We start from the raw sequence: 15,449 nt of genomic DNA on the forward strand, positions 1-15,449 counted from the left end.
CCTAGCCGCATTCCCTTCGCTTGTAATCCCGACTAGCCTCACCTCATGCGCGATCTGATCCTGGTCATCGACGAAGGCACTACCTCCACCCGGGCAATGCTCTTCGCCCCCGACGGCAAATGCCATACGAGCGAAGCCGCCGAACTGGTGCAGTCCTACCCCGAGAGCGGGCGCGTCGAGCATGATGCGGCCGAGATCTGGGACAAGACATTGTCTGTGTCGCGTACCGTCATCGAGCGCGGCGGAGGAGCGGAGCGGATCGCGGCGATCGGCATCACCAACCAGCGCGAGACCGTGGTATTCTGGGACCGCGAGACCGGCGAGCCGCTCGCGCCGGCGATCGTCTGGCAGGATCGGCGAACCGCGTCGATCTGTCGTGACCTGCGTGAGGCGGGCAATGAGCCCGCGGTTCAGGCCAAGACCGGGCTGCTGCTCGATCCCTATTTTTCCGGCTCGAAGATCGGCTGGGCGATGGCCAACTGGCCGCAGTTGAAGGAGGCCGGTGACCGGCTCGCCGTAGGCACGATCGAGAGTTGGCTGATCTGGAAGCTGACCGGCGGGCTGCACATCACCGACGCGACCAATGCCAGCCGCACTGCGCTGATGGCGATCGGCAGCGGCCAATGGGACGACGGACTGATCGACCTGTTCGGCGCCCCCCGCGCCGCCCTGCCGAAGATCGTCGATTGTGCCGGGCAGTTCGGTGAGACCACCCTGTTCGGGGCGGCGATCCCGATCTGCGGCGTCGCCGGCGATCAGCAGGCGGCAACGATCGGCCAGTCCTGCCTGAAGCCCGGCGAGACCAAGGCGACCTTCGGTACCGGCGCCTTTGTGCTGACCCAGGCCGGGCCGATCCCGCCGACATCGCGCAAGCGGCTGCTGTCGACCATCGCGTGGCAATTGGGCGGCCGACGCTCCTATGCGCTGGAGGGATCGGTGTTCGTAGCCGGCAGCCTGATCAAATGGCTGCGCGATACGCTCCACCTCATCGGCGACGCAGCGGAGACGGAGAAGCTCGCACGCAGCGTCGAGTCGAACGGCGGGGTCTATTTCGTGCCAGCCCTGTCGGGGCTGGGCGCGCCCTGGTGGGAGCCAGATGCGCACGGGACGATCTCCGGCCTCAGCTTTTCCAGCGAGCGGGCGCATATCGTCCGCGCCGCGCTCGAATCCATGGCGCACCAGGCGAACGACCTGAAGACCGCCTTCGCGGCCGACGGCGTCGACTGGAAGACCCTGCGCATCGACGGCGGCATGGTCGCCAACGACTGGATGGCGCAGGACATGGCCGACATACTCGGCGTGAGCGTGGAGCGTCCCAAATTCGCCGAGACCACGGCGCTCGGCGCGGCCATGCTGGCTGGTGTCGGATGCGGGCTGTTCAGGAATCTCGAAGAGGCGGCGGTGATGCGCGGCGAGGTCGAGATGTTCGAGCCGGCGATGGCGAAAGCAATGCGCGACGCGCGGCTGGCCGGATGGAAAAACGCGGTCGACGGCGTGGTGCTGGCGGCGCGAGAGGCAACATCGAAAGTGGCATGATGACCAGCGGACAACAGCGTATCGATCTCCTCACCATCATCGGGCTGGGCATGCTGCTGATGCCGTTGCTCACCATGTGGCATGAGATCGGTGGGCATGCCGCCTTCTGCGCGGCACAGGGCGGTCATGTCGCGACGATCGGCGCCTTTTATGTGGACTGCACCGGGCTGACCGGCGTTCCGATGCTGATGGTCGCCTGCGCAGGCGTGCTGGTCGACACGATCCTGGCCTGTGTCGCCTATGCCCTGTGGAAAACGGCGACGGGCGATCGCGCGCGCCTGATCCTGTGGCTGGTCTGGGTCACCAAGGGGTTCGTGGCAGCGGGCTATTTCTGCTTTTCCGGCGTCAGTGGCGTCGGCGATCTGGGGCCGACCGTCGATGGCGGGCTCGGGCCGCTGGCGATGCCCTGGCTATGGCGCACGGGCGAACTGGTGTTCGGAATCGCGGCCTACGTCCTGCTCGTCCGGGGAGCGATTCGCACTTTGACCGAAATGCTTGGGGATTCTCAGGCGACCGCAGCAGCCCGCAAGACGATCGCACACGGCTATTATGCGACGATCGGAGTTGCGGCCGTACTTGTCGGGCTCCTCAATCCGGTCGGCATCTTCATCACGATCATGTCGGCCGCGGCATCCTCCTTTGGCGGCAATGCCGGCATGATCTCGGTCGGCTATGCCGCGCCGCACGGAGCGACGGTGCGGCCCTTCACCCTATCGCGCAACTGGCCGATCATCGTGGCCGGCGGCCTACTGCTTGCTGGGTTCGCGCTGACCTTCGGACCGTCGCTGCGCTTTCCGGCATGACCCGCGACGACCTAGTGGCAGCCTCATTTCGCCGGTTTGACGAACTTCAGCGTCATGCGGTCGCTCTCCCCAATCGCGGCATATTTCTCGCGGTCCTTGTCGCCTAGGCGGAAGCTCGGCGGGAGGGTCCAGACGCCGTCGGGCCAGTCATGCGTGTCCTTCGGGTTGGCATTGACCTCGCTCGCCCCGGCGAACTGGAAGCCGGCATCCTCGGCGAGCTTCCGGATGGTCGAGACCTTCATATAGCCGCTGCTGCGCTCGCGCTCGCTGTCGGCGCTTTCCGGCAGGCGGTGATCCTCGATGCCAAGCACGCCGCCCGGCTTGAGCATCGCATAGATCTCCTTGAAGGCGTCGGCGCTGTAATCGGCCTTGTCGGGTCGCAGATAGCCCATCCGCCAGTTATGGACGTTGCGGAAGGTCAGCACCTTGTCGACGCTGCCCGGCGCGACGCCRGTGCCGCCGAGCGCGCTCGGGAAGTTGGCGCGGGCGACCTTGCCATAAGCGGCTGCATCCTTGTCGAGCTTGGCGGCGATGCCTTCGCTGGGACGGCCCGGCGGCGCGACGATGGTCAGCTTTCCCTTGGCCGCCACATAAGGGGCGAGGATCTCGGTGAACCAGCCGCCGCCGGGCCAGATCTCCACCACCGAATCGGTGGGTTTCACGCCGAAAAAGGCAAGCGTCTCGGCTGGATGGCGATACGGGTCGCGTGCGACGTTGGCGGGCGTGCGCGTGGAGGATTCGACGGCTGCCGCCAGCATCGGCTCCGACTGGAGCAGCGGCATCGAGACGGCGGCGCCGGCCATCGACAAACAGGCAAGCGAAAGGGCGATGAACGGCGTGCGCATGATGACTCTCCCTAGGCGCGAGATCATTGCCTCGCGGACCGACAATCTGACGTGTCGGTGCCCGCTATACCGTGCCGGGCGACGCCCGGGCAAACGCTAGAGTGTTGCCCGGATGTTGCTGACGTACATTGCCGATCGGATTGAAACACGACGCGCAAGATGCTTGAAGCCGCCGCACCCCCTGAGGATTGCGCCGTGACCATCGACTATGCCTCCCGCCGCGGCGAGATCTGGACCTGGTACTGGAAAGCCTGGCGCCAGCGGCTGTGGAAATCCCACCTGCGGATCTTCGCGACCGTCGCCGGCCTCGCCTATCTGTTCCTCTCTTATCCTGCGCCACTGTCCCTCGCGACGCTCGCCGTTCCGCTGGCGATCGGCGCCGCTCCGGTCGCCCTGTTGATTCTCTATCCGCAGCTCCGCTTCAAACCGCAGACCCGGACCGTCACCATCGGCACGTCGGGCATCACGACCGTCGTCGGGCGGAAGAGCGGCAGGATTTCGTGGAAGAATATCCGCTCCGTCACGGAGGACCGAGGATATGTCGTGGTGCAGGGCAGCAGCGGAAATGCGTTCATTATCCCGCCCCGCGCATTCGAAACGCCTGAGACACGGGCGGGATTCGTTGCAACGATGATGGAGCGAGTCGCGGCAGCGAAGTGAAGGGGAAGCTCAATCAGCTGCCCCTCCCTCGTTCAGGCCGCCTGCCCCACCCTATCCTCGAACAACACCTTCAGATCCTTTTTCAGGATCTTGCCGTTAGCGTTCCTGGGCAGCGTTTCATGCACGAAGCGGATCGCAACCGGCGTCTTGAAGATCGCCAGCCGCTCGCGGACCCAGGCCTGTAGTTCAGCCTCGGTCGCCTCCATGCCGGGCGCTAGGTGCACCACTGCCGCCGGCTCCTCGCCCAGCGTGCGGTGCGGGATGCCGATCAGGGCGCAGTCCGTCACGGCCGGATGCGCATAAAGGACATTCTCCACCTCGCTCGAATAGATGTTCTCGCCGCCCCGGATGATCATGTCCTTGGCCCGGTCGACGATATAGACGAACCCCTCCTCGTCGACGCGCGCAAGATCGCCAGTGCGCACCCACCCGTCGATGAAAGTCGCGGCCGTCGCCTCCGGCTTATTCCAGTACCCTTTCACGATCATCGGCCCGCGCGCCCAGAGCTCCCCGACTTCGCCGATGGGCAACTCGTTGACGCCCTCCTCGTCCATGATCTTCAGGTCGGCGACGGGCACTGGCGGGCCGGCGCTGGTCGGGCGATTGAGATAATCCTCGCTCGAATGGCCGGTGACGGTCGCCATTGTCTCGGTCATGCCCCAGCCGTTTCCGGGCAGCGCGCCGAATTCGGTGTGGATGCGTTTCACCAGCTCGGGCGCGGAGGGCGCGCCGCCATAGGCGATCGCCTCCAGCGACGAGAGATCGTATTTCGGGCGGTCCGGATGTTCGAGGATTTGCCAGGCGACGGTCGGCACGCCGCCGGTGATGTTGACCTTCTCGCGCTCGATGATCTCCATCGCACGGACCGTGTCCCATTTGCGCATGAAGATGAGCGAACTGCCCGCAGCGATCGAGCCCATCATACCCGCACTGCATGCGGTGACATGGAAGAGCGGGATGACGGTGAGTGTCACCCGGGGCGTCGGCGCCGGGATTTCCTCGCCACGGCGGAGCAGCGACCGCGCACCATTATAGCCGCCCGACATGATGTTGGTCGTCATGTTGCGGTGCGTACCGAGAGCACCCTTGGGATTGCCGGTGGTGCCGCTGGTGTAAAAAATCGTCGCCTCGTCGTCGGGCGCAATCTCTACTGCGGGGAAGCCCACCTCGGGCAGTGTCGCATAATCGTGCGGCGTGCCGATCAGCTCCTCGAGCCGCAACGCACTGTCGTCGAGCGCGGCGGAGGCCCGCGAGACGATCATCCGCTCCATCGCCGGCAGCGGGGCGGCGTGCGCTTTCAGTCGCTGATAGCGTTCATCATCGACGAACAGCAGCCGGGCGCCCGAATCGTCGATGCCATATTCCAGCTCACCGGCCGTCCACCAGGCGTTGAGCGGCACGACGATCGCGCCGATGCTCACTACGGCGAAGAAGATCACCGGCCATTCCGGCAGGTTGCGCATCGCGAGCCCGACCCGGTCACCCTTGCCGATGCCCATTTCCTGCAGCTTGTTTGCCAGCGTCGCGACCGCGCGGAAATTCGCGTCATAGGTGACGCGCTCGTCCTCATAGATGGTGAAGACCCGCTCGCCATGCGCCCGCGACGCCTGGGCGAGCCAGGCGAGCGAGGGCGGCGCATTCTTCCAGGTTCGCGTCGGCACGCCGTTGATGGTGACCGTCTCCATCTCGAACCGCCCGCCGGGGCCGGTGAGCGCCGCCTCCACTTCAGGCAGGGTCATTTTCGGCCAGGCCGGATCGAGCGCGATGAGCGGTTCGGTATCCAAGACGCATTCTCTCCATGTCTCATCCGCCGGCGAGCGCAAGCGGGACTTGAATGTCGGGTTTGGCTTATCTGCCATTTTTTCCAAGGTTAGTGTTGATTCGTGCGCCGCTCAAGGCAATAGGAAAGATAAGGTTTCGAATGAGGGGTATGGGCAACACATGAAGATCGCCAAGCCCGAGTCGCACGGTTTCGACGCGTCTCGGCTCGCCCGGATCGATGCGTTTCTGCAGGATCGCTATGTCGATTCCGGCAAGCTGCCCAACGCCCAATTGCTCGTCGGCCGTAACGGCGAGATCGTGCATTTCGCCCATCTGGGTGCTGCGCGTGAGGGCGGAAAAACGATCGACGAGTCGTCGCTGTTCCGCATCGCCTCAATGACCAAGCCGGTCACGTCGATCGCCTTCATGATGCTGGTCGAGGAGGGCAAGGTCGCGGTGGACACGCCGGTCCATCACGTCCTTCCCGAGTTCAAGGGACTCGGGGTGTATAATGGCGGCGGGGGCGGCGTGCCGTTCCAGACGAAGGCAACCGCCGAGCCGATGCGCATGGTGGACCTGCTGCGCCATACCTCGGGCCTGACATACGGCTTCCAAAATCGCTCCAACATCGACGCAGCGTATCGCGAGGGGAAGATCGAGAACTGGCACGGCAATCTCGACCTCGATCAGTTCGTCGCGGCGCTTGGCCAGATCCCGCTGGAATTCTCGCCCGGCGAGGCATGGAATTATTCGGTATCGACCGATGTGCTCGGTGCGGTCGTGCAGCGTGTGTCGGGCATGCCGCTCGCCGAGTTCTTCCGTACCCGCATCTTCGCCCCGCTGAAGATGGACGACACCTTCTTTGCGGTGCCGGCCGGCAAGATCGACCGGCTGACCGACTGCTACACCTTCGTGCCCGGCAAGGGCCGCATCATGTACGACCGCGGCGCAGAGAGCGCGTGGAGCCGCGAGCCGAAGCTGGTTTCGGGCGGCGGCGGGCTCGTATCGACGGCGCTCGACTATCATCGTTTCTGCCGCATGTGCCTGAACGGCGGCGAGCTGGACGGGGCGCGCATCGTCGGTCGCAAGACGATCGAGTTGATGACCCAGAACCACCTGCCCGGCGGATCGGACCTGTCGCGCATGTCCAAGTCGCTGTTCAGCGAGGCCGCCAATGCGGGCACTGGCTTCGGGCTCGGCTTTGCGGTGAATGTCGATGTCGCGCGGTCGATGATCCCCGGCTCCGTCGGCGAATATTATTGGGGCGGGATGTTCTCGACCGCCTTCTTCATTGACCCCGTCGAACGGCTGACCATGGTGTTCATGACCCAGATGAGCCCGTCCAACGTGTACCCCATCCGCCGCGAGCTGAAGACGATGATCTATTCGGCTTTGACCTGATCCCCCGCCGTCCCGCGCCGGACGATGATTCGATATCCAAGATTGTAGGAGAAACCCATGACTTCCCCGATCCGTACCGAACGCCATGACGATGTGCTGGTCATCATCTCGGACAACCCGCCGGTGAATGCCCTCGGCGCTGCCGTCCGCCAGGGTCTCGAGGCCGGCGTGAAGGAAGGTTTGGCCGACGCCAGCATCAAGGCGATGGTGATCCGTTGCGACGGCCGCACCTTCTTCGCCGGCGCCGACATCACCGAATTCGGCAAGCCGATGCAGGAGCCGGGCCTACCCACGCTGGTCGACATGATCGAGGCATCGGACAAGCCGGTGATCGCAGCGATCCACGGCACGGCGCTTGGCGGCGGCTGCGAAGTTACGCTCGGCTGCCATTATCGTATCGCCGTGCCCTCCGCGAAGATCGGCACGCCCGAGGTGAAGCTCGGCCTGCTCCCGGGCGCGGGCGGCACGCAGCGCATTCCGCGCGTCGCCGGGGTGCCGCTGGCGCTGGAGATGACCGCCAAGGGCGATCCGATCTCGGCCAAGCGCGCGCTCGACGCCGGGCTGATCGACAAGCTCGCCGATGAGGACAGCCTGGAAGCGGATGCGATCGCCTTTGCCCGCGAGGTGGCAGACAAGAGCCCCCTGCCCCGCGCGAGCGAAAAGACCGCGACGGCCGATCCGGATGCGGTGGCGGCGTTCAAGAAAGAGAATGCCAAGCGCTTCCGCGGCTTCGACGCGCCGGCCGCCAATATTGCCTGTGTCGAGAAGGCGGCAGACGGTTCGAGCTTCGCAGAAGGCATCGCGTTCGAGCGGCAGGAATTCATGAAGCTGATGATGGGCGTACAGTCTGCCGCCCAGCGCCATATCTTCTTCGCGGAGCGCCAGGCGGCGAAGATCGACGGCGTGCCCGCCGACATCGCGCTGCGTCCGATCAAGCGGGTCGGCGTGATCGGCGCCGGCACGATGGGCGGCGGCATCTCGATGAACTTCCTGTCCGCCGGCATTCCGGTGACGATCGTCGAAATGGCGCAGGAAGCGCTCGACCGCGGCACCGGCGTGATCCGCAAGAATTACGAAGCGAGTGCCGCCAAAGGCCGGATGAAGCCGGAACAGGTCGAGGCGGCGATGGGCGCGCTCAAGCCGACGCTCGATTTCGAGGCGCTCGCCGAGTGCGACCTGATCATCGAGGCCGTCTATGAGAATATGGACGTAAAGAAGGAGATCTTCGGCAGGCTCGACACGATCGCCAAGCCGGGCGCGATCCTCGCCTCCAACACTTCCTATCTCAATGTCGACGAGATCGCGGCCAGCACGAGCCGGCCTGAAGATGTGCTCGGCATGCATTTCTTCTCGCCCGCGAACGTGATGAAGCTGCTGGAAGTGGTGCGCGGTGCGAAGACGGCGCCGGACGTGCTCGCAACGGTGATGGCGCTGTCCAAGACGATCAAGAAGGTCGCCGTGGTCGCCGGCGTCTGCCACGGTTTCATCGGCAACCGCATGCTGATGCCGCGCCAGGTCGAGGCCAACAAGCTGCTGATGGAAGGCGCGACGCCCGAGCAGATCGACCGCGTGCACGTCGCGTTCGGCATGCCGATGGGACCGTTCCAGATGAGCGACCTCGCCGGGGTCGATATCGGCTGGCACCGCGACCCGACGCGGATCGAGAATATCCGCGACGCGCTCGCCGCCGAGGGTCGCTGGGGCCAGAAGACCGGCAAGGGCTTCTATGATTATGACGAGAAGCGGAACCCGACGCCCTCCCCTCGCGTCGCTGAGATCATCGAGGAGTTCCGGTCCAAGTCGAACCTCGCCAAGCGCGAGATCAGCGACGAGGAAATCATCGAGAAGACGCTCTACACGATGGTCAACGAGGGCGCACTGATCCTTGAGGAGAAGATGGCGCAGCGCGCGTCCGACATCGATGTGGTGTGGATCTATGGCTATGGCTGGCCGGTCTATCGCGGCGGCCCGATGTTCTGGGCGGATACCGAGGGACTGAAGAAGATCGTCGCCGGGCTGGAGAAGCACGGCTTCAAGGTCGCGCCGCTGCTGAAGGAGAAGGCCGAAAGCGGCGGGCGGTTCAATTGAGCGAACGCTCGGCCCTCGAAACCGCCGCGGCGATCCGCTCCGGCGAGACGACCGCGCTCCTCGAATGCGAGGCGGCGATCGCCCGTATCGAGGCGCGCGACGGGCCGATCAACGCGGTTGTCGTGCGCGATTTCGATCGGGCGCGGCTACAGGCGGCGGAGATGGACCGCCGCCTCGCCGCCGGCGACACCGCGCCGCTGCTCGGCGTGCCGATGACGATCAAGGAAAGCTACGACATCGCCGGCCTGCCGACGACCTGGGGCTTCGAAGCGCATCGCGGGCATATCGCGCAGAAGGATGCGGTTGCGGTCCAGCGGCTGAAGGCGGCGGGGGCGGTGTTCCTGGGCAAGACCAATGTGCCGGTCAGCCTGGCCGACCTGCAATCGATCAACCCGATCTATGGCCGGACCAACAATCCGTACGATCATGACCGGGTACCAGGCGGTTCGTCGGGCGGATCGGCGGCCGCGCTGGCGAGCGGGATGGTACCGCTCGAATATGGCTCGGATATCGGCGGGTCGATCCGTGTGCCGGCGCATTTCTGCGGTGTGTGGGGCCACAAACCTACCTTTGGCGTGCTGCCGACCGAGGGGCATTTCTTCCCCGGGACTGACGGTGCGCGTGTCGTTCTGTCGGTAATAGGGCCAATGGCGCGCGATGGTGCCGATCTGGCGATGGCGTTCGATCTCGTTGCGGACGTGCCGCAACCAAGATCGGCCATAGAAAGCCCGCGGGGCCTGCGTATCCTGCTGTTGACCGAGCATCCGCTCGCCAGGGCCGAGCCTGCTATCGTCGCAGCGATCGAAAATGCCGCATCGAAGCTCGAGGCAGCCGGCGCACTCGTCTCGCGCTCGACCGATCTGCTCCCCGACCTCGCAAAACAGCAGGGCGATTATATGCGCATGCTCGCCATCGCGATGGCGCGCGGCGTTGCCCCTGAGGGCGGCGAGGCGGCGACCTTGCCTCAATGGTTCGACATGATGGACGTCCAGGCCCGCAATACCCGCGCCTGGACCCGGCTATTCGAGGACTTCGACGTGGTGTTCGCGCCGGCGCTGGGCAGCGCCGCCTTCGCGCATGACGATACCGACCTGCGCCATCGCACGCTGACGATCGATGGCGAGCAGACCGTTTTCGCGATGCAATTCGCCTGGCCCGGCCTCGCCACCTATCCCGGCCTGCCCTCGACTTCCGTGCCCGTCGGCAAGACGGCGGAAGGGCTGCCGATCGGCATGCAGGTGATCGCCGGGCTCAACCGCGACCATACCGCCATTGCGGTGGCCCGCCTTGTCGATGGAGCTATCGGATGAGCACCGCACCACAAGCCGTTTCGCCCGACCTTTCCGCGCTTGGCTTCCGCCTGAATTTCTTCAAGCTGGTGGTACGCGACATCGATGCGATGGCCGACTTCTACGCCCGCGCGTTCGGTTTCGAACAGCGCGGCGAGCGAATCCGGCTCCCGGGGATAGAGGAGGCGATGCTATCGCTGCCAGGCGAGCAGTTCACGCTGGTCCTCTATCACTGGACAGATGGCCGGGAGATCGAGATCGGCAGCGGCCATGGCCCGGTCGGTCTGCTGACCAGCGATGTCGATGCGGCGTATGCCCATGCCCTTGCCAGTGGTGCAACGGACATGCGCGCGCCGCTCGACCTTCCCGGCATGCGCCTCGCCTTTGTGCGCGATCCCGAAGGCCATGAAATCGAGATGATCCAGTTCAAGCGGCCGGCGGCCGCGAAGGAGTGATGTAATGAGTGACGACCAATTCCGCGCCGAGACGCGTGCCTGGCTGGAAGAGAATTGCCCGCCCGAGATGCGCGAGCCGATGCGTTCCGAGAAGGATGCCGTCTGGGGCGGGCGCGACCAGAGTATGCTGACCCCGGCGCAAAAAGCCTGGATGGACCGGATGGGCGCGCGCGGTTGGACCGTGCCCGACTGGCCCAAGGCGTATGGCGGCGGCGGGCTGAGCCCGGCCGAGACCAAGATCCTGCGCGAGGAGATGGGGCGCATCCGGGCGCGCAATCCACTCAACAGCTTCGGCATTTCGATGCTTGGCCCGGCACTGCTGAAATACGGCACCGAGGAACAGAAGCTCGATTACCTGCCCAAGATCGCGCGCGGCGAGATCCGCTGGTGCCAGGGCTATTCCGAACCGAATGCCGGGTCCGATCTGGCGGCGCTCGCCACTTCGGCGGAGGACAAGGGCGACTATTATCTCGTCAACGGTCAGAAGGTGTGGACCAGCTATGCCGACAAGGCCGACTGGATCTTTTGCCTAGTCCGCACCGACAAGACGACCAAGCAGGGCGGGATCAGCTTCGTCCTGTTCGACATGGCGAGCGAAGGCGTATCGACCAAGCCGATCCTGCTGATCTCCGGCTATTCGCCTTTCTGCGAGACCTTCTTCGACAATGTGAAGGTGCCCAAGTCGCAGCGGGTCCATGATGAGAACAAGGGCTGGGACGTCGCGAAATACCTGCTCGGGCATGAGCGCGAGATGATCTCGGGCATGGGTCTTGGCTCGGCCGGCGGCAATCCGCTGATCGACGGCGCAATCGCGACGGTCGGGCTCGACCATGACGGGCGGCTCGCCGATCCGCTGCTGCGGGCGAGCATCGCGCTGTTCGAGGTTCGCTCCAAAGCGTTCGGCATGATGTCCGAGCGGTTCATCGACGAACTGAAAGCGGGCCGCGCGCATCCGGCACAGCCGAGCATGATGAAATATTACGGCACCGAGCTGAACAAGAGCCGCCACGAGCTGATGATGGCGGCTGGCGGATCGGACGCGCTCGAATGGGAGAGCGAACGGTCGTCGGGCGGCGCGGGCGCGCGCGCCTGGCTGCGGACCAAGGCGAACTCGATCGAGGGCGGGACCAGCGAGGTTCAGCTCAACATCATCGCCAAGCGGATCCTGGATCTGCCGAGCAATTAGTGTCGCCCCGGCGAAGGCCGGGGCCGCCGGGTTGCTCTCGAGCAACCCGCGTCACGAACACCATTCAACGGCCCCGGCCTCCGCCGGGGCGACGGGAAGAACGAGATGCCTCTTTACCTCAACGACGAACAAACGATGCTTCGCGACACGGCGCGCGATTTCGTCGCCGAGCATGCCCCTGTGTCGCACATGCGCAAGCTGCGCGACGAGAAGGACGCGGCGGGCTTCTCGCGCGATCTGTGGAAGAGCTTCGCCGAGATGGGCTTCACCGGCATCCTGATCGGCGAGGAAGATGGTGGCTTCGGGCTCGGCCATGTCGATGCCGGGATCGTGCTGGAGGAGATCGGCCGCAACCTGTCCCCCTCGCCTTTCCTCTCCACCGCCATCGCGGCGGTCGAGGCGCTGAAGGGCAGCGCGCAGGCGGGGCGCTGGTATCCGGGCATCCTTGCCGGGGAGACCGTGGCCGCGCTGGCGATCGACGAAAGCGCCAAGCACCGCGACAGCGTGGCGCTCAGGGCCGAGCGGTCGGGCAATGGCTTCCGGCTTTCGGGAAAGAAGCAGTTCGTAACGCACGGCCATATCGCCGATCTGATCATCGTCGCCGCGCGCACCGCCGGATCGGCCGACGACAGCAACGGCATCACCCTGTTCGCGGTCGAGAAGGGCGCTGCCGGGCTGACGGCCGAGGCTGAGCGGCTGGCCGACTCCAGCATCGCGGCGCGGCTCGAATTCGACGGGGTAGAATTGACCGCCGATGCGGTGATCGGCGAGGTCGATGCTGGTGGCGATCCGCTCGCAAGGTTGCTCGCGGCGGGGCGTACCGGCGTCTCGGCCGAACTGCTCGGCGTTGGCGGCGGGGCGATGGACATGACTGTCTCCTATCTCAAGGAGCGCAAGCAGTTCGGCGTGACTATCGGCAGCTTCCAGGCGCTGCAGCACCGCGCCGCGCATCTCTATTCGGAGATGGAGGTGGCCCGCGCCGCCGTGCTCAAGGCGCAGCAGTTGCTCGATGCCGGCGACGCGAAGGCCGATGCAGCCGTGTCAGTCGCGAAGGCGATGACCGCACTTGCCACCACGCTCAGCGTGCAGGAAGGCGTGCAGATGCATGGAGGCATCGGCATGACCGACGAATATGACATCGGCTTCTACATGAAGCGTGCGCGCGTCCTGGCCGAGATGTTCGGCGATGCGAACTTCCACGCCGACAAGATCGCCCGCGCGGGGGGTTATTAGAGTTTTCCGTTCGTGCTGAGCGTGTCGAAGCACTGTTCTTTCTTCCGCCCAAGACAAGGGCAGCCCCCTTCGACTGCCTGCCAAGGCAGACGCTCGGGACAGACTCCAACACGCTCAGGGCGAACGGTTTAGGTGAGACCATGGACATCAATACCCCGCCCGACACGCCACCTGAAGCACTCGCCCAGGGTCTCGTAGACCTGCTCGAGGTCGAAGAGATCGACACCGATCTCTATCGCGGCAAGCGCCAGCCGGGCGGCGTCGGCCGCGTGTTCGGCGGGCAGGTGATCGCGCAGGCGCTTCAGGCCGCGCAGCGCTCGACCGACGCGCCCAAGATGGCGCATTCGCTTCACGCCTATTTCATGCGGCCGGGCAATGAGGATTTCCCGATCATCTTCCGCGTGGTGCGCGATTTCGAAGGGCGCAGCTTCGCGACCCGGCGCGTGATCGCGATGCAGCAGGGCCAGCCGATCCTCAACATGGCAGCAAGCTTTCAGGTGCCCGAGGAAGGGCTTCACCATCAGGACGCGATGCCGGACGTGCCGGGGCCGGACGAGCTCAAATCCGACGTCGAGCTGCGCCGCGAAATGATCGACGAGATCCCGGAGAAATTCAGGCGGCACATGTTGCGCTCGCGGCCGATCGAGATCCGGCCTGTGCATCCGCGCAGTTGGTTCAGGCCGGTCAAACAGGACCCGAAACAGGATAGCTGGTTCCGGCTGGTCGCACCGATCGGTGACGATGCCGCGATGCACCGTGCGATCCTTGCCTACGCCTCGGACATGTCGCTGCTCGGCACCTCGATGCTGGCGCACGGGATCAACTGGCTGACGCACAATGTGCAGACCGCCAGCCTCGACCATGCGCTGTGGCTGCACGAGGAATTCCGCGCCGACGACTGGCTGCTCTATTCCTGCGACAGCCCTTGGGCCGGTCACGCCCGCGGCTTCAACCGCGGTAGCATCTACAGCCGCGACGGGCGACTGGTGGCGAGCGTTGCGCAGGAAGGGCTGATGCGTCTGCGCGAGTAGCTTACGGGCGTAGGTCGATCCGCGTGTGTGCTTCATCGGCCCAATTGTCGAACCAGGGGGGTCAGCGTAGAGCCCAGCAGCGATGCCGTAATGGTCGCCGTCCAGCAGGCGTGGGGAGATGACGTCCATAAACGCGCCGCCACGCAGGATGGCGAGCGCCTCTACATTCATGCTGTCCCGCACGGTGCAGAAACGCTGCAGCAGGCTTAGCCCGTGTCGTCGGAAGCAGCCGATAGTGTGCGATGGTGCAGTTTGACCTGCCTCATTGGCAGATACGGAAAGCCTTTGGTCAGGCCAGACCACCCTGGATGACCGAGAAGCCCGGCGGGAGCTGACGCCTTCCGACGACCGCGTCCTGCTCCTCCACCAGTCGGGCAGCGATTCTGGCGCCGTGATCGGTCAGGAAGGGCATTTCGTGGAACACCAAGACGCCGACCTGCCAATTGCCGACCGTCAGCAGCCCCCGCCGCTCAAGGCTCTGCTCGCTCTCTGCATCGACACCGAAGCGCCAACCGCGATGAAGAGCGCGAAGTGCTGCCCGTTCCGGGTCGCTGAGCGGGCCATGGTCTCGGTCATTGGCGTGCACTGTCATCATAGCTGGCAAATCTCTGCATTTGAGCGATGAACGGGAGATGAAACGGGATCGATGTCGGCGAGTCCCCGCATCAGGCCGTTGCATAGTCGTACCGGCGCACCGGTCGCGGCGTCGATGCAGGGCATGTACTTACGGGGCCGCCCGATAGTTCCGGCCAGGAGCCATTCCTTTTCATATCGGGCGCGGCGGCGCATATCGCCCCGGCGCGCGATCGTCCACCGGGAACATTTGCGCGCGACGCCGTCACTGCTGGCCGTCGTCGGCATTTAGACGATGAAATGCGGACGATGCGCCGGTATCAACCGAAGTTATGGATTCGGCCGCCTCCGCATGCTCCCGCAGCACTCGCTCGATGGCGTCGATCGTGCGCTTGCTCGACCGCCCGCGTAGAACTTCCGAGACCGATTGGGTCGCGAGCGCATGGGCTCGTTCGAACGCGGCGACCGATCCGAACTTCTTGCGGAGCACGGCCTTGACGTCTTCCTTGTGCATTCCCGCAAGCAACGTCACGCCGCACCGTGAATTGTTGAACGATATTTCATACTTATACCGTAATTTCATACCGT

General features: G+C 64.9%; 14 protein-coding genes. 10 read left to right on the forward strand and 4 right to left on the reverse strand.

What is annotated here, in order from left to right:
* The first annotated feature begins 45 nt into the window (after nt 1–45).
* Nucleotides 46–1,536, forward strand: coding sequence for a glycerol kinase GlpK (gene glpK, locus AC1DT7_RS16845; RefSeq protein ID WP_478037186.1), 1,491 nt, complete (start codon nt 46–48; stop codon nt 1,534–1,536).
* Nucleotides 1,533–2,339 (forward strand): hypothetical protein, encoded by an 807-nt coding sequence (locus AC1DT7_RS16850; RefSeq protein WP_478037187.1) that lies wholly within the window; start codon nt 1,533–1,535, stop codon nt 2,337–2,339. The genes glpK and AC1DT7_RS16850 overlap by 4 nt, the downstream gene beginning before the upstream one ends.
* Nucleotides 2,340–2,362: 23 nt before the next feature.
* Here AC1DT7_RS16850 and AC1DT7_RS16855 read toward each other — a convergent pair whose 3' ends face one another.
* Nucleotides 2,363–3,184, reverse strand: a complete 822-nt coding sequence (locus AC1DT7_RS16855; protein WP_478037188.1) for a class I SAM-dependent methyltransferase — start codon at nt 3,182–3,184, stop codon at nt 2,363–2,365.
* 195 nt (nt 3,185–3,379) lie between these two features.
* On the opposite strand from AC1DT7_RS16855, the gene AC1DT7_RS16860 reads away from it, so the two are divergent.
* Nucleotides 3,380–3,844: a YcxB family protein gene (locus tag AC1DT7_RS16860; protein ID WP_478037189.1), complete on the forward strand. Its 465-nt coding sequence runs from the start codon at nt 3,380–3,382 to the stop codon at nt 3,842–3,844.
* Between the two features lie 32 nt (nt 3,845–3,876).
* On the opposite strand, the gene AC1DT7_RS16865 is transcribed toward AC1DT7_RS16860, so the two are convergent.
* Nucleotides 3,877–5,583 (reverse strand): class I adenylate-forming enzyme family protein, encoded by a 1,707-nt coding sequence (locus AC1DT7_RS16865; RefSeq protein WP_478037247.1) that lies wholly within the window; start codon nt 5,581–5,583, stop codon nt 3,877–3,879.
* 202 nt (nt 5,584–5,785) lie between these two features.
* On the opposite strand from AC1DT7_RS16865, the gene AC1DT7_RS16870 reads away from it, so the two are divergent.
* From AC1DT7_RS16870 to AC1DT7_RS16900, 7 genes are all read left to right on the forward strand, one after another.
* A complete protein-coding gene (locus tag AC1DT7_RS16870; RefSeq protein ID WP_478037190.1) occupies nt 5,786–7,006 on the forward strand; it encodes a serine hydrolase domain-containing protein in 1,221 nt (406 codons plus the stop codon).
* A gap of 57 nt (nt 7,007–7,063) precedes the next feature.
* Nucleotides 7,064–9,094, forward strand: a complete 2,031-nt coding sequence (locus tag AC1DT7_RS16875; protein ID WP_478037191.1) for a 3-hydroxyacyl-CoA dehydrogenase NAD-binding domain-containing protein — start codon at nt 7,064–7,066, stop codon at nt 9,092–9,094.
* The gene (locus AC1DT7_RS16880) at nt 9,091–10,404 is read left to right on the forward strand and encodes an amidase family protein (RefSeq protein ID WP_478037192.1); all 1,314 of its coding nucleotides are present in this window, start codon (nt 9,091–9,093) and stop codon (nt 10,402–10,404) included. The genes AC1DT7_RS16875 and AC1DT7_RS16880 overlap by 4 nt, the downstream gene beginning before the upstream one ends.
* The gene (locus tag AC1DT7_RS16885) at nt 10,401–10,838 is read left to right on the forward strand and encodes a VOC family protein (RefSeq protein WP_478037193.1); all 438 of its coding nucleotides are present in this window, start codon (nt 10,401–10,403) and stop codon (nt 10,836–10,838) included. Before AC1DT7_RS16880 ends, AC1DT7_RS16885 begins: the two co-directional genes overlap by 4 nt.
* A gap of 4 nt (nt 10,839–10,842) precedes the next feature.
* Nucleotides 10,843–12,024 (forward strand): acyl-CoA dehydrogenase family protein, encoded by a 1,182-nt coding sequence (locus AC1DT7_RS16890; protein WP_478037194.1) that lies wholly within the window; start codon nt 10,843–10,845, stop codon nt 12,022–12,024.
* A gap of 105 nt (nt 12,025–12,129) precedes the next feature.
* Nucleotides 12,130–13,257, forward strand: a complete 1,128-nt coding sequence (locus AC1DT7_RS16895; protein ID WP_478037195.1) for an acyl-CoA dehydrogenase family protein — start codon at nt 12,130–12,132, stop codon at nt 13,255–13,257.
* A 140-nt stretch (nt 13,258–13,397) separates the two neighbouring features.
* On the forward strand, nt 13,398–14,288 hold the full coding sequence (locus tag AC1DT7_RS16900; protein WP_478037196.1) for an acyl-CoA thioesterase: 891 nt from the start codon (nt 13,398–13,400) through the stop codon (nt 14,286–14,288).
* 289 nt (nt 14,289–14,577) lie between these two features.
* Here AC1DT7_RS16900 and AC1DT7_RS16905 read toward each other — a convergent pair whose 3' ends face one another.
* Together AC1DT7_RS16905 and AC1DT7_RS16910 are read right to left on the reverse strand one after the other, a co-directional pair.
* Nucleotides 14,578–14,883 (reverse strand): hypothetical protein, encoded by a 306-nt coding sequence (locus AC1DT7_RS16905; protein WP_478037197.1) that lies wholly within the window; start codon nt 14,881–14,883, stop codon nt 14,578–14,580.
* A 243-nt stretch (nt 14,884–15,126) separates the two neighbouring features.
* Nucleotides 15,127–15,393 (reverse strand): helix-turn-helix domain-containing protein, encoded by a 267-nt coding sequence (locus tag AC1DT7_RS16910; RefSeq protein WP_478037198.1) that lies wholly within the window; start codon nt 15,391–15,393, stop codon nt 15,127–15,129.
* Nucleotides 15,394–15,449: the final 56 nt, after the last annotated feature.

It is taken from the genome of Sphingomonas sp. P3_C6, from assembly GCF_056402595.1.